This is a genomic window from Lentilactobacillus sp. SPB1-3 (genome assembly GCF_026913205.2).
GTDB classification, from domain to species: domain Bacteria; phylum Bacillota; class Bacilli; order Lactobacillales; family Lactobacillaceae; genus Lentilactobacillus; species Lentilactobacillus terminaliae.
This window is the reverse complement of record NZ_CP168151.1, coordinates 1,748,917-1,770,988: the sequence shown is the minus strand read 5'-3', so window position 1 is coordinate 1,770,988 and position 22,072 is coordinate 1,748,917. Positions and strand designations below refer to the sequence as shown.

Below are 22,072 nucleotides of genomic sequence, written 5' to 3'. Positions count from 1 at the left end.
AGATAAAGAAATGTTATTTAAACTTTCACTAACCGGAATTCGTTCACGGTTTAAAGATTATCTAGTGCTGTTTTCGGGACTAGTAATGGCATCAGCAATTTTCTACATGTTTGAAGCTATTTCAACGAATGATAAGTTTGTTGAAAGCACTTCAGTTCAAAGTGCCAAGTTAGTATTCGTTTTCGGTGCTGTGTTGTTGGCGTTGATAACTTTGGTTTACGTCTCATACGCGAACACGTTCCTATTAACCATGAGAAAGCATGATTACGGAGTCTTCATGATGTTGGGAGCCCGACCTAGAAAAATTGGTCGCTTGATTACATTAGAAACACTGACTATCGGATTTATCAGTACTTTCATTGGTGTCTTACTTGGTACTGGAATCACACAATTGTTAAGCGGTTATTTGTTTGATAAGTTAGCGATCCCTGCAAGTGGATTCCAAGCTTTTTATCCTAAAGCCATCATCTATACTTTCGTATTTTTCATGTTACTATTCTTGATTTCTGGCCTATTTAATCACCGGACATTTGTTAAGTCATCTGCATTAGATTTATTAAAGTCAGAGTCAAGTACTAAATGGAAGCGACCAAAGAAGGCTGTTTTATGGGTTGAAGCTATTCTAGGGATTATTTTCTTGGTTGTTGGCTATGTTTCAATGTATGAAATTCAAAAACTGAAATCAATTGCCATCCCATTAGCTTTAGTCACGATTGTTTTAGGAACTTATTTCGTTTTTAATTCATTCTTTGTGGCCATCTTAAATGGTCTGCAAAAATCTAGTTTGGCTGCTAAGGGATTAAACACATTTACCATTTCCCAACTTAAATTCCGAATTAATGATTTTACTAAGATTCTTTCAGTAGTTTCATTATTGTTCGCTTTAGCTTTAGGAGCTATCACAGTTGGTGTCGGATTTGCACAACGAATTCCAGAAATCGCCCACATCCAGGGTGAATATGCAGTGGCTGTTAAAAATCCGAGTGCTAAAATTAACCACTGGATCACCGAGTTAGATAATAAGCAGACTACTAATTATCAGTATAAAAAAGTTGGCAATGTTCTCTACTTTAATGCTGATAACGTCAACCAAAAACCTTATGCATATGTGGATGTTAAATCTACTAAAGATGGTCAGGTTGATTTTGCTAAGACCAAGACTCTTAAGTTAACTGCTAAGCAAGTCAATCAAAATGACAATGCCAAGAGTAGTATTGTGAGAATGTTACCACCAACTGATCAAATGGCTAAAAGCATTAAGTTGATTAGCGGTACCCGTTTTGCCACTTTGAGAACTAACAGCGCAGATTTGAAGATGGTCAAAGTTAAGGACATGGATGCTAATTACGACACCTTAACTAAAATCACTAATGAACAGACTAAGACTAGTGGAGACAAAAGTGGTATTCCGTTTGGTGGAATCTTCGCCAACTACATGGTCTTAAAATCATTACTTGGTAGTCTTGAATTTATGGGTATCTTCTTAGGAATCGCCTTTTTAGCTATGTTAGCTAGTTGCTTGATGTTTAAGATTCTTAGCGGTACTTCGACTGATATCAAACGTTACGAGATGCTTAATAAAATTGGTACCCGTCGTTCAGTTGCTAAACGTTCAATTAATTTACAAATTTTAGGACTGTTCGTACTACCAGCGATTTTAGGAATTATAGATGTTGCGTTTGGTCTACAATTGTTTGTTAAGAGCGGTTTGCTTGATCAACCGTACCCAGTTTTTGGCTGGTCACTTATTGCATTTTTAGTTTTATATTGCGTATACTATATTGTCACGATTAAAATTTATCAGAGTTTCGTAGTTCCGAAAACTAAAATTAAAAAGTAACTGAGGTGATCACATGCAGTTTTCATTCGATGGTTCGGAGCCGATTTATCGGCAAGTTGCAGAACAAATTGAAGAAACCATCGTTACTAGTGGTTTTGATGAGGGCAAACAGATTCCTTCAACCACTGAAATTTCTAAAGAGTTTCACATTAATCCAGCCACCGTGTTAAAGGGAATGAATATGGTTGTTGATAAGGGATTGATTGAAAAGCGTCGGGGCTTAGGAATGTTTGTTACAGTTGGCGCTCGAGAAAAGATTCTTGAAGATCGTCGAAGTAAATTCTATGATAACTTCGTTAAAAGCTTGGTGACTGAAGCCAAGAGTTTGAATATCTCCGAGGAAGATTTAATAAATCAAATAAAGAGAGGTTTTACTGAATGAGTTTGTTATCGATTGATCACGTCTCTAAAGCGTTCGGATCACATAATGTCCTAAGCGATATTAGTTTGACGTTTGAAGAGGGGAAAATTTATGGTTTGCTTGGCCGAAATGGTGCTGGTAAATCGACGTTATTAAACATTATTACTGACCGAATCTTTGCCAATAGTGGTGAAGTTCATATGGATTCAGAAAATGTTGCTGATAATGATAGTAAGCTTGGCATGATGTATTTGATGAGTGAGGTCGACTTATATAATGATGGTGATAAGTTAACCAAAATTATGAAGGATACTGAATTGCTATATGGCGGATTTGATCACGAATTAGCAGAAAGCCTCGCTACCAAATTTGGCTTAGATCTTAATCAAAAGTTTGGTAAGCTTTCAACCGGTTATAATTCAATTTTTAAACTCATCGTGGCATTGTCAGTTCCGGCTAAGTTTATTCTGTTAGATGAACCGGTCTTGGGACTAGATGCTAATCACAGAGAACTCTTTTATAGTGAATTGATTCAGACCTTCTCAGATCGTCCAAGAACCTTTATCATTTCAACTCATTTGATTGAAGAAGTCGCTAACATCGTGAGTGATGTTGTGATGATCGATATGGGGCACGTACTGCTAGATCAATCAGTTGAAAGTATCTTGACCAAAAATCATTCAGTTGTCGGCCCATCTGAAGAAGTTGACCAATACACTAATGGTTTAAACGTTATCGGCAGCGAGCAAATGAGTAATTTGAAAACTAATTATGTGTTTGGTAATTTAAACGATGATCGACCAATCCCTGATACAGTGCAGGTTGGCAGTTTTGATCTACAAAAACTATTTATCTTTTTAACTAATATTCAAGGAAATGGGGGGAGCTACTAATGAAAGTTAAACAAGTTAGTAAGTATTTGTTTGAACACCAGATTTCTTTGGTCGGACAAATGTACTTATGGACTATCGTAGTAATGTTGATATTACCGGCATTATTAGCCTTAATCACTGGTACCATTCAAGACTTTTCATTCACTGATCAACTGGCTGGTACTCCAATTGGATTTTTAGTTACAGCGTTTGTTTTTGTGATCTCGTCGTTAACTTACACTAACTTCAAGTTACTGATTCAAAACGGAATTTCACGAATAACTTTCTTTAGGGGAGAAGTTATTTCATTAATACTTGTTACATTGATCGCCAATACGGTTAATTTGCTTTTCGGCGTGTTGACACAACCATTCCGTGATTCGCCGAACTTTAATGTTTTCACATCAATGTATCAATCCACATTTAGCAATTATTTTCTAGCAGGAGCCACCAACTTCGTATTTAGTTGGTTATGGATTCTTGCATTCGCACTAACTGGTCTTGCCATTGGTAGTTTAATGTCGTTATTTTCAAAACGAATTCAACGAGTGATTTTTATCGCTGTGCCAGTGTTCTTATTTGTTATCCTAGCTTTCGCCGTTAACATGTTTAAGGTTAGTGACCAAACCGCAACTTGGGTGGCTAATTTCATGAAATATATTTTAGGTTACACTGATTCTCAAGGCACTCACTTAGTGCCTTGGCGTATGATGGTGGCCATGGTTCTGTGGTCAGGAGCCATGTCTTGGTTTACCAAGGTCATGTTTGAACGAAAACAATTAAAACGGGAGTAATTCCCAACAGCAAAGAGCCTTTGGTGTCATTTATGATACCGAGGGTTCTTTTATGTCTAGTTAAGGAAACATGATACAATGTACGGAAGAAAATGTTCGGTTAACCGACAGTTGCGAAACGAAAAGAGGAACCATGATTATGAAGAAAATTGTGGCAGGAATCGTGGCCCATGTTGATGCTGGGAAAACCACGCTGTCAGAAGCACTACTCTATAAAACTGGGGCGCTAAAGACACTCGGTAGAGTAGATAACGGGGATGCCTTTTTGGATCCTGATGATTTAGAAAAAGCGCGCGGAATTACGATTTTTTCTCATCAAGCTAATTTTAAATATGATGATTTATATGTATCTCTTTTGGATACTCCTGGTCACGTGGATTTTGCGGCTCAGACTGAGCAAATTTTAAGTGTGTTAGATTATGCTATTTTGGTGGTTTCAGCTACTGACGGTGTGCAAGGATATACCCAAACGCTATGGGGACTATTGAAACAATACAATATTCCCACGTTTATTTTTGTGAACAAGATGGATGCTCCTGGAACTAATCGGGATGATGTTATCAACCAATTACAACAGACTTTATCAGCTGGCAGTTTGCCATTTGATTGGGATACAGAAACAGTTCCAGCTGAGGATGCAGAAGAGATTGCCTTACAAGATGACGATGTGCTAGCCAATTATTTGGATAGTGGCGACCTTGATAATGGTGTGATTAAGAACATGATCGCTAATCGACAAGTTTTTCCTGTTTATTTCGGTTCAGGATTAAAGATGACGGGAATCGATAACTTATTAGCGGGGTTGGCAAAATGGACGCAGGAGACTGTTTATGAAGAAGATTTTGCCGCCAGCGTCTTTAAAATATCTCATGCAAATGGTGAGCGTTTGACTTGGATGCGAATGACAGGTGGAACTTTAGCAACTAAAGAATTGATTCTACCAGAACAAAAGGTTAACCAGTTACGGTTATATAACGGGACAAAATATGAAGTAGTTCCGCGAGTTGCTGCTGGTGATATAGTCGTGGTGCCAGGATTGAAGGATACTTTTCCTGGTCAGGGACTAGGGACAGCTCGCGATTCTCAACTACCAACGATGCAACCTGTATTGACGTATGCCGTGAACTTACAAAATGAAGAAGTTCACTCTGTATTATCTGCTATGCGTGAATTAGAGGATGAAGATCCATTGTTGCGAGTATCTTGGTCCGAACAATTACAAGAAATTCGTGTGCAATTGAGGGGGACGATTCAACTAGAAGTGTTGAAACAAATGCTGCATGATCGCTTTGACTTAGATGTCGACTTTGATGAAGGTGGCATTTTATACCGAGAAACTATTACTCAGCCAGTTGAAGGAGTCGGACACTTCGAACCACTTCGACACTACGCTGAAGTACATTTATTAATGGAACCAACAGCTCCTGGAACTGGGTTAACTTTTGCGACTGATTGTGATGTTGATGTACTTGGTAAAAATTGGCAACATCAGGTTATTAGTAATTTGCAGGCTAAAACCCAACTTAGTGTTCTGGTTGGTGCACCCTTAACTGATGTGAAGTTAACTTTGGTTGCCGGTAAAGCTAGCATCGTCCATTCAGTTGGTGGCGATTTTAAGGAAGCTACTTGGCGCGCAGTTCGCCAAGGATTAATGATGGCCCGACAAGCCGGAAATGCTCAGCTATTGGAGCCTTGGTATCGATTTAGATTGATGGTGCCACAAGATCAAATCGGCCGGGCAATGACTGATATTCAAGCAATGAGTGGGCAGTTTGAAGCACCAACAACGACAGGCGAGATGGCTGTACTGATAGGTACTGCGCCTGTATCTGAAATGCAGGATTATCCGCGAGCCGTGCAAGCTTATACGCATGGTAAAGGCCAACTTGATTGTGTGGTGGATGGTTATCGACCTGCTCATAACGAGGCAGAAGTGGTTGAAAGCGAAGGCTATCAACCAGTTAGTGATTTGGCTAACACCCCAGATTCAGTATTTTGTGCGCATGGTGCTGGATATCCAGTTCCTTGGGATGAAGTACCACAGATGGCACATGTCCCTTATGTGAGTAAATAAAAAGATGGAAGTTTTCAATTAAGAAAACTTCCATCTTTTTGATTACAAAGTGAATTTATGCATTACTTGTTGATATTTATATGCTGAATTTTAGCATGACAGTAAATTAAGCAGTCTCAACTTCTGGAGCAGTTTCTGCAGCCATCATTGCCGCAAAAATATCTTCAGTTTGACGAAGTCCATGAACGTAGGTCAACGTGAAACTAACCACGAAACTGATCACAGCCGCGATTAAGAATGATGGGATTGCGTTAGTGGCAATACTGATAAATCCGAGCACACTATTGGATCCCATTGAAACAGCTAACACGTGAGTGAGACCAAGGTAAATTGATGCGATTCCTGAACCAATGATTGCAGATATGAATGGAAACTTCAGCTTCAAGTTAACTCCAAACATTGCGGGTTCAGTAATTCCCAGTAAAGCTGAGAAACTAGCAGAAGAAGCCAAGCCTTTTTGCTTCTTGTCTTTTGCTAAGAAGAACACTGCGAGTGCGGATGCTCCTTGAGCAATATTTGAGATGGAAGCAATTGGGAAGATAAAACTCCCACCAGTTTGCTTGATATTAGCAATCAGTTGAGTTTCAATCGCTGGAAAACTTTGGTGCAAACCAGTAATTACTAATGGTGCATATAATAGGCCAAGGACACCGGTTCCAATAGGACCAGTAGTATTGTACAACCATAATAGACCATTAGTAATCCCATCGCTGACACTTCTCATAACTGGGCCGACGATGATAAATGTCAAAATGGCAGTTACCAAAACGGCAATTAGTGGAGTAAAGGTATAATCAAGAGCTTCTGGCATTTTCTTGTGAAGCCATTTTTCAATTTTTGCTAAGATCCAAGCCACAGCTAACATCGGAATTACGGAACCTTGATATCCTGCCTGAGCAACAGGAAGTCCCATAAAGTTCCAGTAACCAAGGGTATGGTTGGCAACAGCAGCACTAACATCGTAACCACTAACAAGTGCTGGTGAGACCATCATCATCCCCATAGCAGCTCCTAAATAAGGATTACCACCAAACCGTTTGGTGGCAGCAAAGCCAATTAATACTGGCAGAAATGTGAATGGAGCATTTGAAATCGTATTAATGAAACTAGCGAACCCTTTGATATTCGGGTACATCTGAACTAGCGAATTCGCTGAGAATAAATGGGGGGCAGTCAACACGTTGTGAAGGGCCATTAATAAACCGGCCGCCACGATTGCGGGAATGATTGGGACAAAAATATCGGCGAGGGTATTAATGAACTTTAAAAAGTTATCTTTACCGCTTCGCAAAATTTTAGTAATTGACAAATTAAATTTCCTCCTAAAAAAATCACTTTTGCTAGTCTACCTATTTTCAGAAAATATGCAATCCTTTTGCTCGTTTTGTATTGGTTTTGTTACATAAAAGTATTGATGTTAAAGCGTTTGCTAGCTTTTGAAAACGCTGTGAAAGCCATTAGGATAGGCATGAGCGTATAATAAATAATTAAGAAGAAATCTTTGGAGGTTACCGATGAAATACGCCAATTTTCATCTTGCTAGGTTCGTTAAAAAAATTAATCGCTTCACGGTAATTTGTGATCTTGACGGTCAAGATGTCGAGGCCCACTTAAAGAATACTGGCCGTAATCATGAACTTTTAGTACCAGGTTATGAAGTCAGTCTAGTATTTAGCGACAATCCTAATCGCAAGACATCCTATGATTTAGTGGCAGTTAATAAACTGGGTCACTGGGTCAACGTTGATAGTCAAGCACCCAATGCAGTGGTAAAAGAGACGCTAGGTAACTCACTTGTTGTACCAGGAATCCAACCATTACAACGATTCAAACCTGAAACTAAGTTGGCTGATTCTAGAATTGATTTCTGGGGCGAAACTCAGGATGGTAGAGATTGTTGGTTAGAGACTAAGGGAGTGACCTTAGAAGATGGTGGCTTAGCTCAATTTCCGGATGCACCAACGGTTCGAGCAGTCAAACACGTTCACACATTGGCTGAGGCAACCAAAAATGGAAGTGATGCCTACTTGTATTTTGTTGTTCAAATGGATTATGTTCACCAGATGAGAATTAACGAACCGTTAGCACCATTGTTAGCTACGGCAATTGCTGAAGCACAAGCGGTTGGCGTGCAGGTAGTTGCCTGTAATTGCCACGTCACTCCAGATGAAATGACATTGAATGAACTAATTAACTTCTATTAATTGTTAATCGAGTGTTGATAATTTATTCATGGTATTCTAAGATTTAGGTAAGCGGTATCAGATACGCGTTATCATGTAATAAGGAGGGGTATTGATGGCTGAAAATGAATGGCAAGATGTTAAGTCTTTGATTTTATATTTTTCATTATCAGGAAACACTGAAAGTGCTGCTACACAAATTCAAGATGTTACTGGCGGTAAAATGCAGAAAATTAAGCCGGTAAATCCTTATCCAGAAGATTTTGACCAGTACTTTAAAATTGCTAAGCACGAAACAGAATTGCAATTAATGCCACCGGTTGCAACTGCAATCGATGATATAAATCAATATGATGTTGTTTTTATTGGATATCCGACTTGGTGGGGGGAGCCACCGCGGATTATTGATTCGTTATTTGATAAGTTTAGTTTTGCCGACAAAAAAATTGTCGCATTTTCTACCAGTTCCAGTACACCATTTGAGGCCACTAAGCCACATATGCAACAATTGATTGACGATGAACATGCACTGATGATTGCGGGCTTTCGTTGCGATGGTGATATAGATCATTTGAAAGCAGAAATTGCGGGGATTCATTTGGCATACTAATTAAGTTAACGTGGTAAACTGAATGTATTAAATTCGTTTTAGGGGAGTTCGATGATAATGAATAAAAAAATGCTTAAGGCACCATTATTTGTGGTGCCAATTCTACTGGGGGTAATTTCGGCCAACCGTGTTGCGTATGCTGCTAAGGCAAAGACTACGACAACAACGGTAGTTTTAAAAGCGCGAAATTCCGGTGATTTAACGAATCGTGTCCTTGATGTTACTGATCCTAATTCGCCACTGTATCATCAGTATTTATCAACCGATCAATTCAAACAAAATTATGGTCAAAGTAACGCAACCGTTAATAAGTTTCAAAAATACTTTAAAAAATATCATTTATCTTCTAAAGCGATTAACAGTAATTTAGTGCTCACAGTCACTGGGACTCGGAGTAACTTAATTAAGGCTTTTAAGGCTAAGAATGCGAAGCATAGATCATATACTTATACCAAAACTTCTTTACCTAAGTCATTAAGCAGCCAGACATTGACAGTAATTGGCTTACAAGGGCCAAAGGGCAAGACTTCCGGTAAGTTCACTACCCATGTTCAACCAACTGATCAAAAGCCTAATATTAACCAAAGTGCCACTACATTTTCTAAAAAATATGGTGCTAAGAAGTTTACTGATCGGTATAATTTAACCAATATGATCAATAACGGTGCTGATGGTTCTGGTCAATCTGTCGGTTTAATTGCTCTAAGTAGTTATCGTAAACCCGATGTAAGTCGTTATCTGAAACAAAATGGGTTATCTGGAGACACTAGTCGTATTCATAATCACTATGTTTATTCATCAGCGGCGGCAATGAATAAAATCTATAGTCGAAGGGTATCGACAGACAGGTATATTGGTCAACTTGAGGTTTCATTAGATGTTGAGCAATCTAGTTCAGTTGCACCTAAGGCTAACATTGATGTGTATATCGGTGATTCAGTCAATGATAATATCACTGGCAATGCCGCTTTATATACGACTTTTGCTAAGGCAATCAATGACAATATTGATAAACAAATATCAACTAGTTTTGGTGCTGGTACCGAAGGATTAAAGTATGTTGCTGGTGAAAGTGGTACTACTCGGCAATATAACAATGCGTTTAACCAATTACTTAAGCAGGCGGCTTTACAAGGAATTTCTGTGTTCAATGCTGCTGGAGATCACGGACCATATGATATCAACTCATTAAGTGGTAAAGAACAGCATGACTTCCCAACTGGTTCACCGTATGTAACTGATGTTGGTGGAACCACACTGCCATATGAAAGTGTGGTTAGTGGTAAGTTGATTAACGTTCAACAAGAACGAGCTTGGGGGGATACTTACAGTCTTGATGGTCTTGAATTAAAGGCTGGTATGTTTGCCGGCGGCGGTGGCGGATTTTCAACTTTAAATCCTCTTCCAGGATACCAAGCTGGTGTTTCAGGAGTTGGCACGTTCAGAGCGATTAAATTACTGAGTTATAAAGATGGTCGTTTTGTGTTAAATCACGATCCACAGATGATTACTGGCAAGCGTTCTGGTCGCAATATGCCTGATGTTTCAGCTAACTCAGATATTCGTACCGGTTATGCAACAGTGGCCACATTCACAAATAAGAAGGGTAAAAATAAAACTACCTGGATGGTTGATGGTGGGACTAGTTTTGCTTCCCCACAAATCGCTGCAGCTAATGCAGATTTAAATAGTAAGTTATCTCAACCAGTCGGTTTCTGGAATCCACAAATTTATCGGTTTGCGGTTCAACCAGATACCCCATTTAATGTCTTAGATAGTGATAAGAACAATAATAATCTTTATTACACAGGCCAACCAGGTAAGTTATATAATCAGGCTACTGGTCTAGGAACAATTAATTTTGATAAGTTGTATCAAAAATTTGATAATCAATAACAAAAAAGCTTCGCTACTTAAAAGTAGTGAAGCTTTTCTTTATTTATCAGCCTTTAAATAATTAGCCTGCATTAACAACTGTTTTGATCGTTCATCAGCAGGAACAAATCCTTGGTTGAACTTGTGTTTGAAGTACATCATATTGTATAAGAATCCCCAGAGAATTCCAAGGGCCCAGTTGGCCATTGGTTCAATCTGGTTTAGGGGAATTGGAGACCACATGACTAAGCCCATTGAAAGTGCAAATTGCACTCCTAGCATACACAATAAATTGTACCAATCGCCTCTAAAAGCAGATGGCCAAACGTTAAACAGTAAACTAGTAAATGAAAAGCCAACTTTGGCAATTCTAATTTCGCCAGTTTCTGGTTTAGTGATAGTGGCATAGTTAGGTGGAATGGGAATCATATTTTGATTCTCATCGTCATCGTTTCCGTTACCAAATGGATTTCTCATTTACTCGACTCCTTACCTTTTAATGAATTTAACAACACATTCAATTCTGGCAGTTTGTGGTAATAAATCAACGGATTGAATGTATTCAACCCGATACTTAGTTGTTAATTGAACTAAGTCTCTGGCTAGAGTTGATGGATTACATGAAATATAAACGAACTTTTTAGGTTCTGTCTTTAAAATGGTGTCGATCAAGGCATCATCCAAACCAGTACGTGGCGGATCGACAATGATTGCGTCCGGCTTGAAACCTTCTTCAATCCAAGCTGGTAGTAATTCTTCAGCTTTGCCGACTTCATAACTAGCATTCATAATCCCATTTTTAATGGCATTGACGTTAGCGTCTTCAACTGCTTCAGCAATCGTATCCATTCCCCGAACTTCTCGGACGTCTTTGGCGATAGTCAAACCGATGGTTCCAACTCCAGAGTAGGCATCAACGACACGGTCCTTTGATCGTAAGTTCAAAGCCTTGAAAGCTTCGTCATACAAAGCAGGAATCATGTATGGGTTGGACTGCATAAATGCTCGCACGGATAAGTCGAAGTTAACATCCCCAATGCGTTCAGTGATGGTGTTTTTGCCATCAATTACCATGGTTTCATCACCCCAAACGAGGGATGTTTCACCAGGATTAACATTTTGAGCGATGCTAACAACTTCTGGTAATTCTCCATGAATGCGTTCGATTAATTGATGCTTCTTTAATAATTTTTTACTTTGAGTAATGAAGGTAACTTGAACTTCGTTAGTAGCGGCAGCAACACGAACCACAACAGTTTTGATAATGCCGGAGTTCTTTTCTTCATCATAGACTGGAATGCCTAATTCTTGAATCATGTCGACAATTGCTCGCATGACTTTCATAGTCAGTGGGTGTTGAAGCGCAGATTCTTTTAAATCAACCACTTCATGGCTCCGTGACTTGTAAAGACCGGCTACTATTTTGCCGTCTTGTTCGCGAATTTGGAAAGTTGCTTTATTTCGATAACCAACTGGAGTGTCCATTCCAATCGTTGGTAATAATTTATAGCGTTTGTAGCCTTCTGGTTGGAATTTTTCCAAAGTTTCAGCAATGATGTCACGCTTGAACTTTAATTGAGCGTCGTAAGACAGGTTTTCTAATTCGAAACCACCAACGTTATTTGCGTAATCGTCCACAGGTTCTACTCGATCTGCACTGGATTCTAAGACTTTTACCAGGTTGGCACGAATGAAGTTCTTGAGTTCTTTTTGAACTTCTACTGTGACTGTTTCAGTTGGGAGGGCGCCAGGAACGAAGACTAACTTATGTTGATAGTAGCCGATTCCTTCACCGTTGATCCCTAAACGTTTAATTTTGAGATTGAATTGTTGCCCGGGATCAACCCGAACATCGTCTGTTTCGTAAAATGATGAATTATAGTTTTCCATTAAATCTTCCTTAATATAAAATCGTAAGCAGTATAAGACATGATAACACATTTTAACATTTCAGTTCTGGCACAGCATTAAAAAAGTCCGCTGAGATAACCTCAGCGGACTTTAAGTGTTGTTTAAATGAAGTTTAGAATTTGGTTGTATCTGGATCAGTTGCTAAACCAGCTTTACCATGGAAACCATCAATGGTCTTAACATCATCTTCAGTAAGTTCGAAATCAAAGATGTCAGTGTTAGCTTTGATGTATTCTTGGTGAACTGACTTTGGTAGTGGCAAGAAGCCATGTTGAAGAGACCAACGTAGAACAACCTGTGCTGGTGACTTACCGTACTTATCAGCAATATCCTTTAATTCAGGAATCTTGAAGATTGAGCCAGTACCAAGAGGGCTGTAAGCTTCAGTCAAGATATCGTGATCATCGTTATATTCAACAATTCCAGGCTGCATGTCTGAAGGGTTGATGAACATTTGGTTGACCATTGGCTTGATCTTAGCAGTTTCTAACAAGGCGTCCAAATGCTTAGGTCTGAAGTTTGAAACTCCGATAGCCTTAGCGGTACCGTTTTCGTAGAATTCTTCAAATGCTTTCCAACTACCAGCATTAGCTTCCTTCCAGTTATCACGGAACTTAGCTGGGTTTGGCCAGTGAATTAGGTAAAGGTCAACATAATCCAAACCTAATTTTTCTAGAGACTCACCAAAGGCTTGCTTAGTTTCTTCATAGCCATGGTTTTCATTCCATAGTTTAGTAGTGATAAATAATTCGTCACGGGGAATACCACTATCTTTAATGGCTTTGCCCACGCTTTCTTCGTTGCCGTACGCAGCAGCAGTATCAATGTGACGATAACCTGCTTCAAGAGCCCATTTAACGGCTTGGTAGGCTTCATCCCCATCAGCAGATTGCCAGGTTCCAAAACCAACTTGAGGAATCTTCACTCCATTGTACAAAGTGTAAGTATCAGTTAATGACATTTTGTTTCCTCCTTAAATTTGATACTAAAATTTTATTCCTAACAAATTTAAAATTCAACTATTCAGTTTAAAATTCTAAATAGTTAACGCTATCATAAATAATGGTATTATGAACGTAGTAAAAATAATTTAGGGGGCGTACTTAATGACAAAAAGAGTGGCAATAGTGACGGGCGGTTCTTCAGGTATCGGTAAAGAAATCGCCAAACACCTCAAACGAAATGGAATGCAAGTTTATGCTTTGTCTCGCCGCGTAGATCAGATGAATGATTTAGATGATCTAGGTATTACGACTGGATATGTAGATGTAGCTGATTATGACAGTGTTGATGAAGCTATCCAAAATATTTATGCGGATGCTGGTCGGATTGATGTTTTGGTTAATAATGCTGGCTTTGGTTCGTTCGGTTCTGTGGAAGAAGTACCGCTTAAAGATGGCGAATATCAATTTAAGGTCAACGTCTTTGGAGCCATGAAAATGATTCAGTCAGTTCTACCATTCATGCGTAAACAAGGCAGTGGCCGAATTATTAATATGTCATCAATGGCTGGTAAGACAGGGATGCCACTCGGTAGTTGGTACGTTGGCTCTAAATTTGCGATTGAAGGAATGAGTGATTCAATCAGAGAAGAATTAAAAGAATTTGGCATTGATGTGGTCGTAATTGAACCCGGTGCTATTGAATCAAATTGGAGTTCTATCGCTATGAATAAGTTAAAAGAAAGTTCTAGTGATGGTCCTTATGCTGGTGCTAGTCGTCGGTTAGCTGACTTCTTCGAGTTGTCATATCGTTATGCATCTAAACCGATGGTAATTGCTCGAATGGTTGATCAAGCAGCCTTTTCTGCCAAGCCTAAAGCCAGATACAGTGGTGGCTATGGTGCCAAAGCATCGATTATGTTAAAACGTCTTTTGCCAGATAAGGCATTTGATGCTTTGATGGAACAGGTCCGCATTATGGCCCAACGAATGGTCAACCAAGAAAAGTCTCAACGCAATCAAGTTGACCCAAGCACAGAAACCAAGTAATCTTATAGTATAAATAGAATAACTAGTTAAACACTAGGGGTGCTGCCATAGCAGCTGAGATGAGTTTGAACAACTCGATCCCTTTGAACCTGTAAGCCAACACTTGCGTAGGGAATGTGTCACTCGACTTTTTAAGCCGTCGTCCATACGCAATGTCTGGGCGACGGCATTTTTATTAAGGAGAGCGCATATGAAAATTGAATTGTTAGATAAATTACGGCAAAAGAATCCCATTGCATTTAATATTTCCAATTTCGTGACAGTCCAAGATGTGGCTAACGGAATTAACGCAATTGGGGCTTCACCAATTATGTCTGAAGAAGAAAATGAATCCGAAGCAATGGTCAACATCTCCCATTCGGTAACCGTGAACTTAGGAGCATTTACTGAGGGTCAGTTAAAACAGATTGCTGCGGTCACTAAATTCGCGAACCAATACCACAAACCAATCGTGTTGGATCCTGTGGCAGTTGGTGCAGTGAAATATCGATTGGATCGTTGCAATGAGCTACTAGATAATGTTGATGTCGCTGTGATTCGTGGTAACGCTGGTGAAATTGCCGCACTCGCTGATGTTGAATGGCAGGCTAAGGGAATTGATGCTGGGGAAGGCGATGCTGATCTAGAAGCAATTGCCAAGGCTTTGGCAAATAAACGCAATTGCGTGGTTGTGCTCAGTGGTAAGACCGACATCATTACTAACGGTCAAGCGGTCATTCGAGTTTATAACAACACTGATTTATTCAAACTTCATGTGGGTTCAGGGGATATGCTCTCCAGCATTATTGGTACTTTTGTGGCCATTGAAGATGATTACTTTGAGGCTGCCCAAGTAGCAGCAACGGTATTTGCAACTGCTGGTGAAATAGTGGCCAATCAGATGCAGGTTCCATTGGCTGGCTCATTTGGTCCTCAATTGATTGATGAACTGCATTTGATTAGTGTTGCTGATGTTGAACACACAGCCCAATTTGACTAAGGAGTGTTAAGCATATGATAAATGATACGATTCAAGCTTTGACGATTGCCGGTACTGATAGTGGTGGTGGTGCCGGAGTCATGGCCGATATAAAAACTATGCAGGAACGTCATGTGTTTTCAGCAGCCGTTGTTGTGGCGGTAACCGCCCAAAACACCATTGGGGTGGCAGATTTTATGGCCATGCCTGAAAAGTTGATTGATGAACAATTCAAAGCGGTCGCTGATGACTTGAAGATTCGTGCGGCAAAAACAGGGATGTTGGCAGACGTTCCATCAGTCAAAGCAGTCGTCGCTAATCTGAAGAAGTATGATCTAGGTCCATTAACCGTGGATCCAGTTATGATTGCCAAGGGTGGTGCACGATTACTTTCAGAAGATGCCATTCAAACTGTTAAGCAAGAGCTTGTTCCGTTGGCCACGATTTTAACGCCCAACTTACCTGAAGCTGCTGAATTGACTGGCATGCAGATTGAATCTTCTGACGATATGTTAGTTGCAGCACAGAAACTTCAAGACATGGGTGCCAAAAATGTGTTAGTTAAAGGTGGTCATGAAGCTGATGACAATGAATCATCAGACTTTGTTTTACTAGAAAATGGCGACAGTTTCTGGATGACAAGTCCCCGCGTGGATACTAACCGCACTCATGGTACCGGAGATACGCTTTCTTCATGCATTACCTCTGAATTAGCTAAGGGCAAGTCAGTTGAAGATGCCATTCGAATCGGTAAGGAATATGTTTCTGCCACGATTGAACAGGGCATCCAAGTCGGTCATGGTCATGGACCATTGAATCACTGGGCTCATGTTAAAGGAGAAGCCAATGACGATGAAATTTAAACGGTCAATGCTGACAGCCTACTTCATTTGTGGCACTCAAGATATTAAGGATGCCACGAAGACATTACCCTCGGTATTAACCGAGGCCCTTGAAGCTGGCATTACTGCTTTTCAATTTCGTGAAAAGGGTACACATGCGTTAACTGGTGACGACAAATTAGCAATGGCTAAGCAGTTGCAGCAACTTTGTGCTCAGTATCAGGTACCCTTCATCGTTGATGATGATGTCGCTCTGGCTCGACAAGTGAAGGCTGATGGGATTCATGTTGGTCAAAAGGATGAAAGAATTAACCAAGTGATTGCTGAAATTGGTCAGCAAATGTTTATCGGTCTTTCGTGTAATACGATTGCCCAAGTCCAGGCCGCTAATCAGCTATCTGAGTTAGCTTATCTGGGAAGCGGTCCCGTTTTTCCAACCCAGTCTAAAGATGATGCGGATCCAGTCATTGGTACTGACGGAATTGCAGAGCTGGTTAAATATAGTCAATATCCGATTGTGGCTATTGGTGGCATTAGTGAAAACAACGTCGCAGAATTGGCTCACACAGGTGTGGCAGGTAGTTCAGTTATTTCGGTGATTGCTCAAAGCACTGACATTCGCCGAACCGTTAAGCGATTAAAGAAAATCAATTATTAATAATGTTTCTATAAAGTAATTCATATTACATTGGGATTACTTTTTTTCTTTTCCTTTAAAATGCAACACTATACTTTTACTTTCAGATAGTTAACGTTTACACTTAACGTGTAAGTCTAAAAAATGAGGTGGGGTTTGAATGAAGATACAGTTTAAGAAAACAGTTTTAATGACTATTTTATTTACGTCATTAGGACTAGCGGGAGCATCAGCAGTTCGAGCCGACGTTATTGATGCACCAGGTAATGCTGGTAGCATTAAGACCGTTAATGCTGGAAATGTTCTAACGGATTATAGTGAAGAATCACTTAACACCGTTAATAACGATACTCCGCAAGGAAACAAAAGTCGCAAGTACACTAAGTACAAGCTTGATCCAACCGGAATTAACGAAAGCAACACTTACCAAACTATTTCTGGAAGTTCACAAAGCAACATGTTCACTACTAAGTTCTTCTTGCCAGATGGATTTAACGTTTCTAATTACCAACATGGAAACTTCCAATCTGTTGCATTGGATAACAGTAACAACATTTACTTCGTTGAATCTAACGGAAGTAATACTAACTATGGTGCCATTGTTAAGTTCGACTTAACAAAATTGGCTAAGTTAGGTGTTACTACTGATATTAATGCTCTATGGCGTTCATTTGATTACTTCAATCCATATACTGATGAAGGAATGCAACATAATCAAGAATACGATGCAGCTTACAGCAAGATGCAATCTGATTTTGACGCTATTAAGTCATTAACTAATACTTTAAACAAGAATAAATCTTACCAAGATAACCAAGAAAACTGGCAAAAAAATGCTCAGAAATGGTATTATTCTTGGAAGAATAAGCGTAATAAGTATCAGAAATTAACTTCAGCTAAGTACTCTTACAAGACTCGTCAAAATGCCAAGAAGGTTGTTAAACAATCTAAGACCAAGATGGCACAATGGATGAAGTCATATCAAAGTCATAAAGCTAAGGTTAAGGCTTATGACAAGAAACTTAGCTCAATCCAAAGCCAAATCGACGGTCACCAAACTAAGGTTGATGCAGTTAAGGACGAAAATCCTGATATGTTTAAATATGTTGATATTGCTCAGACCGCTCAACTTTCACCACAAGTTAATATCGGTCATGGACAAACTTTGACATTTAATCCACAAAATCAACATCTTTATCTTGCAGAAGATAACACATTATCAGATTTAAAGACCGATCAAGACAATGTGGTGATGGAAATGGATCCAAATACATTGAAGCCAATTCGTCAATACAAGTTCAAGATGCTTCATAACAATGGTTCTAAGACTTCTAACTTACAACTTCACACACTTGCCTTCGATAATGACGGTAATGCATACTGGGGTCGTAAGATGGGTAATGGTTACATGTTATTCTACGGACGCCTAGATGAAAACTCAGTTAAGTTTGCTGCTAGTCCATCATATGTAGGTAATCGTGGTGGAGATACTAACCAAGGTGTTTCTGTTAACCCTGCAAATGGTCGAGTATACTTTGTTTCAGATGATATCCTAACTTCAATTCCAGCTAACTTGGTTCGCTCAGGTAAGTTTGGTGCTAGCGATATTCATTACCAAGCATTCAATTCTAAACGTGAGTTTGAAAGTTTAGCTTTTGACCAAGAAGGTTATGGCTACTTACTTGCTCTTTGGCCACCTGAGTTGATGGTTTCAAGCAAGCCACTTAACTAAATACGTAAAAAGACCGATTAATCTTATCGGTCTTTTTTTGTGCCCGAGTATATTATTGATTCATAAATTCACAGTGCTATAACTAAAAGTGAATAATATTAATACAAATACGATTCAAAAATATAGTTAGGTGATGATAGAATGAAAGGCTCACTATTTGAGCAATCGATGAAGGTATTATTATTTATCGTGATAATTATTATTCTTCTTATGCTTATAGGTGTGTTCTATTTTTACGCTTCTAATTAATTGATTATCTTTGGGGGAGATACAATGATTAAATACATTGATTATGCAGTCAAATTTCTTTGTTGGGGTTTATTGACAACTTTTATAGTCCAGCTTTCACAAAATTATGATAGTGATGATAGCGTAATTAATTATTATGATTCTGGATTATTCAGTGTCCCTATGATATTTTTTGGCTTATTTTTAATATGCGCATGGTTGGCGTTTTGGGAATATTATGACCATAAACCAAGAAAATAAAAAAACTAAATAATTTTCATAATCAGATATGACATTATATGTGATTGGCTATGATTTTTTAGGATACCTTGCAGATGCTTTAGTTTTCAGATAGGCTAGTTATATAACTTTTTTCGATTGGAGCTAAAACATGCAGACCACTACCAATAATCATTCCGCAAAGGGCATCTTTTATGTTGTACTGGGAGCTATCCTGTGGGGCGTTTCTGGAACTATCGCTCAATATGTATTTACCACTTACCACGCATCCCCAGTCTGGGTAGTGGGTGTACGGTTATTCTTCGCCGGATCATTTCTAATTATCTGGTCGCTCATTACTGATGGTGCCAAAGTACTACAGATTTTTAAAAATCGGCATGACACGATTATATTGATTTTGTTTGGTCTATTAGGGATGATGCCTTCACAACTGTGTTACTTCAGCGCCGTTAACTATAGCAATGCGCCAACGGCGACCGTGCTACAAAACCTTGGACCACTCTTCATTATTATTTATGTAGCTATTATTAGTAGTAAACTTCCGCGCCGAATTGATACGATCTCCATTGTAATTGCTCTGCTGGGGACATTCATGCTAGCTACCAATGGTCATTTTGATCAATTAGCGTTGACGCCTCGGGGACTATTTTGGGGAGTTATGGCCGGGGTGGCCACAGCGGTCTATACATTAATGCCTCGCCATTTGCTAAGAAAGTATGACGCACGTTTCGTGATTGGTTGGGCAATGCTGATAGGTGGTCTGCCATTTCTTTATAACACATTTACGAATACTGGTGGGCTTCCATTAACTCCTGACTTGTTATTCTGGGTGGCCATTATCGTGGTGGTCGGAACTGTCTTCACCTATTATTTTTATCTCAGTAGTTTGAAATACATTTCGGCGACTACGACTGGTATGTTAGGAGCCTTTGAACCATTAACTGCTACAATTCTTGCCGTGACGGTATTAGGAACACCGTTAACTTCAGTAGAACTTATCGGAGGAGCTTTGATATTGTTAACTACATTTATTCAGGCCCTAGGAACTAAATACTAGTTTTTAAAAATGCTTTAAAGTCTCGATGTGTAAAGACTTTAAAGCGTTTTTTATTGTAGGCATATATATTGAGATAAGCATTACATCCATGTTATCTTTTGGGTAATCAAGAAGTTATGAATTCTTGATCAATGATTTTAGGGAAGGGATGAGCGAAATATGAATCGGTATATTAAATGGATTATTGGCATAATTTCATTAGTTGCACTAGTCCAAGCCGTCTGGTTTATTTCAATCATCGTACACATTCCGTACCTGTCCGAATGGTTTGAAACAGCGTGGATCAATAATCAAGGTGCGACAGAGATCACAGCCTTGGTGCTAGCAGGAATGACAATCTTGTTAGTATTGATTATTTTCGGCCTGTTAGGAATTAGTCGGACGACCCAAAAAGATCTGCAATTTCGCAGTAATCAGGGGAACTTAGTTGTCTCAAAAGATTCGTTGGAACAAATGGTCAATCAAACGATTGCTGATAGCAACCTAGTTGGAAATATTGAAACTAAGGTGAGCATCAATCGCTCTGGCCAACGTGTTAAAGCGAACGTGAAGGCAATTAACTTGAGTGATGATGATTATCGAACAGTTGCTAAGAAAATTCAGCAAGTTGTTGATAACTGTCTCGCTTTACATCTGGGGATTCCCAGTAAAACTAAGGTGCGGTTAGTTCCTCTTAGCAAATCGACGCAACGCTTAAAGGTTATGTAAGGAGGGATTGCGATGAATACCGAGTTAAGTGGCGCATTGATCGCCATGATATTTGGAACGGTCTGGGTAGCGTTTGGATTCTTAAATGCGTTACTAGTGGGCTTAATTGGAATCGTTGGATATTTGGTTGCTAAATATTCACGGGTGATTCTTAGACAGTTACTCGATTCCACGATGTCAGCCTTGAACATTGAAAGAAAGTAGAAGATGGGAGGAATTGCAATGCAAAACCCAACAGTTGAACAAGCAAACTTAACTTTTGAAGATTCAGTTATCGAAAAGATTGCCGGCCTAGCTGCCAGAAATATCGAGGGCATTTTGTCATTCGATGGTGGTGTGATTGGTAATATAACTGATCGTTTCCGTAGTAAGAGTGACCCTACCCAAGGAATATCCGCTGATGTTGGTGATAAGCAAGTAGCCTTGGATATGACCGCCACTGTTGAATATGGCCATGATATCCGTGAGATGTTCAACCAAATCTGTAATGTAGTTAGCGCAGAAATTGAAAAATTAACTGGACTCAAAGTTATAGAACTGAACTTGCACATCAATGAAGTTATGAGCAAAAAAGAGTGGAAGGATAGTAACTCTGGTAAACCAAATTCAGCATTGAGCACTGAAGAAACTTCATAATAACGTTCTTAGAAAAGGAGAATATACTATGTCAAACAACACAACTACTAACATGCCAGAAACTAAAATGGTTTTCGATGATAATGTAATTGCTAAAATTACTGGTAAAACAGCTTGCGAAGTTGATGGAGTATTAGACCTAGAAGGTAACGTCTTCGAAAAGATGACTGACAAACTTTCTAGCGGTGACGATCCTACAGCTGGCGTTGACGTTAATATGAACGAAGATGATAACCGGGTTGAGTTAAAAATCAATGCCATCTTAGAATACGGCCGCAACGCTGAACAAGTATTCAACAAGATGTCTCAAAAGATCACTAACTCAGTTGAAGAAATGACTAACATGAAGGTCGACAAAATCGATTTGACTGTTCAAGACATGCTAACACGTGATGAATGGGCTAAAAAGAACGAACCAAAGTCAGAGAAAAAACGGGATAAAAGTGATAAACATGATCACGAATCATGATAAAAAATAAAAACTTCCAAATTTTCTTATTGAAAAATTCGGAAGTTTTTATTT

General features: G+C 39.2%; 22 protein-coding genes and 1 riboswitch. Of the genes, 18 read left to right on the top strand and 4 right to left on the bottom strand.

Annotated elements, in window-relative coordinates; all coding sequences use genetic code 11:
• Positions 1–10: 10 nt before the first annotated feature.
• The 5 genes from O0236_RS09405 to O0236_RS09385 all read left to right on the top strand — a co-directional run bounded on the left by O0236_RS09405 (position 11) and on the right by O0236_RS09385 (position 5,941).
• Positions 11–1,840 (top strand): FtsX-like permease family protein, encoded by a 1,830-nt coding sequence (locus O0236_RS09405; RefSeq protein ID WP_268913359.1) that lies wholly within the window; start codon positions 11–13, stop codon positions 1,838–1,840.
• A 13-nt stretch (positions 1,841–1,853) separates the two neighbouring features.
• Positions 1,854–2,222: a GntR family transcriptional regulator gene (locus O0236_RS09400; RefSeq protein WP_268913358.1), complete on the top strand. Its 369-nt coding sequence runs from the start codon at positions 1,854–1,856 to the stop codon at positions 2,220–2,222.
• Positions 2,219–3,094, top strand: coding sequence for an ABC transporter ATP-binding protein (locus O0236_RS09395; protein WP_268913357.1), 876 nt, complete (start codon positions 2,219–2,221; stop codon positions 3,092–3,094). Before O0236_RS09400 ends, O0236_RS09395 begins: the two co-directional genes overlap by 4 nt.
• Positions 3,094–3,867 carry an ABC transporter permease gene (locus O0236_RS09390; RefSeq protein ID WP_268913356.1) on the top strand — a complete coding sequence of 258 codons (774 nt, stop codon included), beginning with the start codon at positions 3,094–3,096 and terminating at the stop codon, positions 3,865–3,867. Before O0236_RS09395 ends, O0236_RS09390 begins: the two co-directional genes overlap by 1 nt.
• Positions 3,868–4,006: 139 nt before the next feature.
• Entirely contained in the window at positions 4,007–5,941 is a 1,935-nt protein-coding gene (locus O0236_RS09385) for an elongation factor G (protein ID WP_268913355.1), read from the top strand.
• A 106-nt stretch (positions 5,942–6,047) separates the two neighbouring features.
• On the opposite strand, the gene O0236_RS09380 is transcribed toward O0236_RS09385, so the two are convergent.
• Positions 6,048–7,250: a PTS transporter subunit EIIC gene (locus tag O0236_RS09380; RefSeq protein WP_268913354.1), complete on the bottom strand. Its 1,203-nt coding sequence runs from the start codon at positions 7,248–7,250 to the stop codon at positions 6,048–6,050.
• A 205-nt stretch (positions 7,251–7,455) separates the two neighbouring features.
• On the opposite strand from O0236_RS09380, the gene sfsA reads away from it, so the two are divergent.
• From sfsA to O0236_RS09365, 3 genes are all read left to right on the top strand, one after another.
• On the top strand, positions 7,456–8,145 hold the full coding sequence (sfsA, locus tag O0236_RS09375) for a DNA/RNA nuclease SfsA (protein ID WP_268913353.1): 690 nt from the start codon (positions 7,456–7,458) through the stop codon (positions 8,143–8,145).
• 94 nt (positions 8,146–8,239) lie between these two features.
• The gene (locus tag O0236_RS09370) at positions 8,240–8,734 is read left to right on the top strand and encodes a flavodoxin (protein ID WP_268913352.1); all 495 of its coding nucleotides are present in this window, start codon (positions 8,240–8,242) and stop codon (positions 8,732–8,734) included.
• 57 nt (positions 8,735–8,791) lie between these two features.
• Positions 8,792–10,630, top strand: coding sequence for a protease pro-enzyme activation domain-containing protein (locus O0236_RS09365; protein ID WP_268913351.1), 1,839 nt, complete (start codon positions 8,792–8,794; stop codon positions 10,628–10,630).
• Between the two features lie 39 nt (positions 10,631–10,669).
• On the opposite strand, the gene O0236_RS09360 is transcribed toward O0236_RS09365, so the two are convergent.
• The 3 genes from O0236_RS09360 to O0236_RS09350 all read right to left on the bottom strand — a co-directional run bounded on the left by O0236_RS09360 (position 10,670) and on the right by O0236_RS09350 (position 13,481).
• The gene (locus O0236_RS09360) at positions 10,670–11,086 is read right to left on the bottom strand and encodes a hypothetical protein (RefSeq protein ID WP_268913350.1); all 417 of its coding nucleotides are present in this window, start codon (positions 11,084–11,086) and stop codon (positions 10,670–10,672) included.
• A gap of 12 nt (positions 11,087–11,098) precedes the next feature.
• Complete coding sequence (gene rlmD / locus O0236_RS09355) at positions 11,099–12,499, bottom strand: 23S rRNA (uracil(1939)-C(5))-methyltransferase RlmD (protein ID WP_268913349.1); 1,401 nt, start codon at positions 12,497–12,499, stop codon at positions 11,099–11,101.
• A gap of 133 nt (positions 12,500–12,632) precedes the next feature.
• Positions 12,633–13,481, bottom strand: a complete 849-nt coding sequence (locus O0236_RS09350) for an aldo/keto reductase (RefSeq protein WP_268913348.1) — start codon at positions 13,479–13,481, stop codon at positions 12,633–12,635.
• 145 nt (positions 13,482–13,626) lie between these two features.
• Between O0236_RS09350 and O0236_RS09345 the strand changes: the two genes are divergently transcribed.
• From O0236_RS09345 to O0236_RS09300, 10 genes are all read left to right on the top strand, one after another.
• Positions 13,627–14,511 carry an oxidoreductase gene (locus O0236_RS09345; protein WP_268913347.1) on the top strand — a complete coding sequence of 295 codons (885 nt, stop codon included), beginning with the start codon at positions 13,627–13,629 and terminating at the stop codon, positions 14,509–14,511.
• A 25-nt stretch (positions 14,512–14,536) separates the two neighbouring features.
• Positions 14,537–14,643, top strand: a riboswitch (TPP riboswitch).
• A 58-nt stretch (positions 14,644–14,701) separates the two neighbouring features.
• A complete protein-coding gene (thiM, locus tag O0236_RS09340; RefSeq protein WP_268913346.1) occupies positions 14,702–15,490 on the top strand; it encodes a hydroxyethylthiazole kinase in 789 nt (262 codons plus the stop codon).
• Between the two features lie 14 nt (positions 15,491–15,504).
• On the top strand, positions 15,505–16,332 hold the full coding sequence (gene thiD / locus O0236_RS09335; RefSeq protein ID WP_268913345.1) for a bifunctional hydroxymethylpyrimidine kinase/phosphomethylpyrimidine kinase: 828 nt from the start codon (positions 15,505–15,507) through the stop codon (positions 16,330–16,332).
• A complete protein-coding gene (gene thiE / locus O0236_RS09330; protein ID WP_268913344.1) occupies positions 16,316–16,969 on the top strand; it encodes a thiamine phosphate synthase in 654 nt (217 codons plus the stop codon). The genes thiD and thiE overlap by 17 nt, the downstream gene beginning before the upstream one ends.
• A gap of 139 nt (positions 16,970–17,108) precedes the next feature.
• A complete protein-coding gene (locus O0236_RS09325) occupies positions 17,109–18,680 on the top strand; it encodes a hypothetical protein (RefSeq protein ID WP_268913343.1) in 1,572 nt (523 codons plus the stop codon).
• A 619-nt stretch (positions 18,681–19,299) separates the two neighbouring features.
• Positions 19,300–20,205: an EamA family transporter gene (locus O0236_RS09320; RefSeq protein ID WP_268913342.1), complete on the top strand. Its 906-nt coding sequence runs from the start codon at positions 19,300–19,302 to the stop codon at positions 20,203–20,205.
• A 159-nt stretch (positions 20,206–20,364) separates the two neighbouring features.
• Entirely contained in the window at positions 20,365–20,913 is a 549-nt protein-coding gene (gene amaP / locus O0236_RS09315) for an alkaline shock response membrane anchor protein AmaP (protein ID WP_268913341.1), read from the top strand.
• Positions 20,914–20,925: 12 nt separating this feature from the next.
• Positions 20,926–21,117 carry a hypothetical protein gene (locus O0236_RS09310; RefSeq protein ID WP_268913340.1) on the top strand — a complete coding sequence of 64 codons (192 nt, stop codon included), beginning with the start codon at positions 20,926–20,928 and terminating at the stop codon, positions 21,115–21,117.
• Positions 21,118–21,135: 18 nt separating this feature from the next.
• Positions 21,136–21,549: an Asp23/Gls24 family envelope stress response protein gene (locus O0236_RS09305; protein WP_268913339.1), complete on the top strand. Its 414-nt coding sequence runs from the start codon at positions 21,136–21,138 to the stop codon at positions 21,547–21,549.
• Positions 21,550–21,577: 28 nt separating this feature from the next.
• Positions 21,578–22,018, top strand: a complete 441-nt coding sequence (locus O0236_RS09300) for an Asp23/Gls24 family envelope stress response protein (protein WP_268913338.1) — start codon at positions 21,578–21,580, stop codon at positions 22,016–22,018.
• The last annotated feature ends 54 nt before the right edge of the window (positions 22,019–22,072 follow it).

Coding starts and splice junctions, on each gene's coding strand:
- O0236_RS09405 (WP_268913359.1), top strand. CDS start 11: ATGTTATTTAAACTTTCACTAACCGGAATTCGTTCACGGTTTAAAGAT.
- O0236_RS09400 (WP_268913358.1), top strand. CDS start 1,854: ATGCAGTTTTCATTCGATGGTTCGGAGCCGATTTATCGGCAAGTTGCA.
- O0236_RS09395 (WP_268913357.1), top strand. CDS start 2,219: ATGAGTTTGTTATCGATTGATCACGTCTCTAAAGCGTTCGGATCACAT.
- O0236_RS09390 (WP_268913356.1), top strand. CDS start 3,094: ATGAAAGTTAAACAAGTTAGTAAGTATTTGTTTGAACACCAGATTTCT.
- O0236_RS09385 (WP_268913355.1), top strand. CDS start 4,007: ATGAAGAAAATTGTGGCAGGAATCGTGGCCCATGTTGATGCTGGGAAA.
- sfsA (WP_268913353.1), top strand. CDS start 7,456: ATGAAATACGCCAATTTTCATCTTGCTAGGTTCGTTAAAAAAATTAAT.
- O0236_RS09370 (WP_268913352.1), top strand. CDS start 8,240: ATGGCTGAAAATGAATGGCAAGATGTTAAGTCTTTGATTTTATATTTT.
- O0236_RS09365 (WP_268913351.1), top strand. CDS start 8,792: ATGAATAAAAAAATGCTTAAGGCACCATTATTTGTGGTGCCAATTCTA.
- O0236_RS09360 (WP_268913350.1), bottom strand. CDS start 11,086: ATGAGAAATCCATTTGGTAACGGAAACGATGACGATGAGAATCAAAAT.
- rlmD (WP_268913349.1), bottom strand. CDS start 12,499: ATGGAAAACTATAATTCATCATTTTACGAAACAGACGATGTTCGGGTT.
- O0236_RS09350 (WP_268913348.1), bottom strand. CDS start 13,481: ATGTCATTAACTGATACTTACACTTTGTACAATGGAGTGAAGATTCCT.
- O0236_RS09345 (WP_268913347.1), top strand. CDS start 13,627: ATGACAAAAAGAGTGGCAATAGTGACGGGCGGTTCTTCAGGTATCGGT.
- thiM (WP_268913346.1), top strand. CDS start 14,702: ATGAAAATTGAATTGTTAGATAAATTACGGCAAAAGAATCCCATTGCA.
- thiD (WP_268913345.1), top strand. CDS start 15,505: ATGATAAATGATACGATTCAAGCTTTGACGATTGCCGGTACTGATAGT.
- thiE (WP_268913344.1), top strand. CDS start 16,316: ATGACGATGAAATTTAAACGGTCAATGCTGACAGCCTACTTCATTTGT.
- O0236_RS09325 (WP_268913343.1), top strand. CDS start 17,109: ATGAAGATACAGTTTAAGAAAACAGTTTTAATGACTATTTTATTTACG.
- O0236_RS09320 (WP_268913342.1), top strand. CDS start 19,300: ATGCAGACCACTACCAATAATCATTCCGCAAAGGGCATCTTTTATGTT.
- amaP (WP_268913341.1), top strand. CDS start 20,365: ATGAATCGGTATATTAAATGGATTATTGGCATAATTTCATTAGTTGCA.
- O0236_RS09310 (WP_268913340.1), top strand. CDS start 20,926: ATGAATACCGAGTTAAGTGGCGCATTGATCGCCATGATATTTGGAACG.
- O0236_RS09305 (WP_268913339.1), top strand. CDS start 21,136: ATGCAAAACCCAACAGTTGAACAAGCAAACTTAACTTTTGAAGATTCA.
- O0236_RS09300 (WP_268913338.1), top strand. CDS start 21,578: ATGTCAAACAACACAACTACTAACATGCCAGAAACTAAAATGGTTTTC.